Raw genomic sequence first — 2,151 nt, forward strand, 5'->3', positions numbered from 1 at the left:
AGAACACCGGTGACGCGGTGGTGTCGATCGTGAAGTCCAGCAAGGACGGCGCCTTCGACAACACGCCGTACATTGGCACCCTCGAGAATGGCGGGGTGGACATCGCTCCGTACCATGACCTCGCCAGCAGGGTCAGCGCCGAGCTGGGCGCCGAGATCGACCAGCTTCGCGCCGACATCATTTCGGGTGCCGTCAAGGTGACCAGCCCGAGCACTCCTCGCTAGCGTTCCGCGGCGGCGCCGTCGCGGTTTGGTAACCATTGCGCGTCAGCTACCGGTTCTACTTCTCGGAGATGACCTGACTCAGTACTCTAAAGGCACTATGTCCCAGCCCTGATGGTTGGGCAGCATCCTGGAGGACACCTTGAGAATCACCTCACGCGGCCGCGTCGTCAGCGGTATTGCCTTGGTCGGAGCGAGCGCTATCGTGCTCTCTGGCTGCGCAGCAGCACCGGAACCCGCTGCGAGCGGCTCAGCCGCCGCCAGCGACTTCATCCCCTGCATGGTCTCTGACCAGGGTGGATTCAACGACAACTCGTTCAACCAGCTCGGTTTCGAGGGTCTCACTGAGGCCGCCAAAAAACTCAATGTCAAGCCGATCACGGTCGAGTCCGCAACGGAAACCGACTATGCACCGAACCTTGACAGCCTCGTCTCACAGGGTTGCTCACTGATCATCTCCGTGGGCTTCGCCCTGTCACAAGCTACGGTCGAGTCGGCCCTAGCTAACCCGGACGTCAACTACGCCATCATCGATGACGCGGCCGATAATGACTTCAATGGCAAGACCGACGCTCCGAACATCAAGCCGATCCTGTTCAACACCGCACAGTCGGCGTTCCTCGTCGGCTACGCCGCCGCCAGCTATTCGAAGACGGGCATCGTCGCGACCTGGGGCGGCCTGCCGTTCCCGACCGTGTCGATTTTCTCTGACGGCTTCGCCCAGGGCGTTGCGCACTACAACACGGAGAAGGGCAAGGCCGTTAAGGTTCTCGGCTACGACCCCGCGACCCCCGAGACCTACACGGTGACCGGGGGCTTCGAGGCCAACGACGTCGCGAAGTCGACGGCCAAAAACTTCATCGACCAGAACGCAGACGTGCTGCTGCCCGTCGGTGGGCCGATCTACCTGAGCGCAGTCGCCGCGATCACGGACTCGGGCAAAGACATTGCTCTCGTCGGTGTTGACGCCGACCTGTTCGTGACCGACCCCACCACCGAGGCCGTCATCATGACCTCGATCCTCAAGGGCATCAAGACGGCAACCAACGCGGTTGTCGCCGACGCTGCCGCCGGCAACTTCTCCACCGATGCCTACGTCGGCACCCTGGAGAACGATGGGGTCGGCTTCGCGCCGTTCCACAACTTCGAGTCGAAGGTCGACCCGGCCCTGGCCGGCGAGCTGGACGCGCTGAAGGCCGACATCATCTCCGGTGCAGTGCCGGTGAAGTCGTACCTCGGGTAGCATCCATCTAGTACATAGGGCGGGGAGGTCGGCTCAGCTGGCCTCCCCGGCTTCGTTAACACCCGAGCGCAGTCGACGACGCCTGCAGGTTAGATTGGTTTACATGAAGCTGGAACTTCGCGGAATCACCAAGAGGTTCGGTTCGCTGGTCGCTAACGACCACATCGACCTGACCGTTGAGCCGGGCGAGATCCACTGTCTCCTCGGCGAGAACGGTGCAGGAAAGTCCACCCTGATGAACGTGCTATACGGGCTGTACCAGGCAGACGAGGGCGAGATTCTCCTTGGCGACAAGGTTCAGCATTTTGCCGGCCCTGGAGACGCCATGGCCGCCGGAATCGGGATGGTGCACCAGCACTTCATGCTGATTCCCGTGTTCACCGTCGCAGAGAACGTCATGCTCGGCCACGAAGACGTAAGCTTCGGCGGCAGGCTTGACCTCGCCGGTGCGAGGGAGAAGGTGCGCGAGATCTCGAGTCGTTTTGGTTTTGACGTAGACCCGGATGCACTCATCGACGAACTGCCGGTGGGCGTGCAGCAGCGCGTCGAGATCATCAAGGCCCTCTCTCGTGACGCGAAGGTGCTCGTGTTCGACGAGCCGACCGCCGTGCTGACCCCGCAGGAGACCGATGAGCTCATGGCGATCATGCGCCAACTCAAAGAGTCGGGCACCTCCATCGTGTTCAT

2 protein-coding genes and 1 pseudogene are annotated in these 2,151 nt (G+C 61.9%); all 3 read left to right on the top strand.

What is annotated here, in order from left to right:
* Positions 1-224, top strand: a pseudogene (locus RMN95_RS09015) (BMP family ABC transporter substrate-binding protein); the annotation flags it as partial.
* A gap of 139 nt (positions 225-363) precedes the next feature.
* Positions 364-1,464: a BMP family ABC transporter substrate-binding protein gene (locus tag RMN95_RS09020; RefSeq protein WP_309616599.1), complete on the top strand. Its 1,101-nt coding sequence runs from the start codon at positions 364-366 to the stop codon at positions 1,462-1,464.
* Positions 1,465-1,567: 103 nt separating this feature from the next.
* The coding region (locus tag RMN95_RS09025) for an ATP-binding cassette domain-containing protein (RefSeq protein ID WP_309616600.1) at positions 1,568-2,151 on the top strand (584 nt) is incomplete at its 3' end.

The sequence above is a fragment of the Salinibacterium sp. genome, assembly GCF_031364185.1.
Classification (GTDB): Bacteria; Actinomycetota; Actinomycetes; order Actinomycetales; family Microbacteriaceae; genus Rhodoglobus.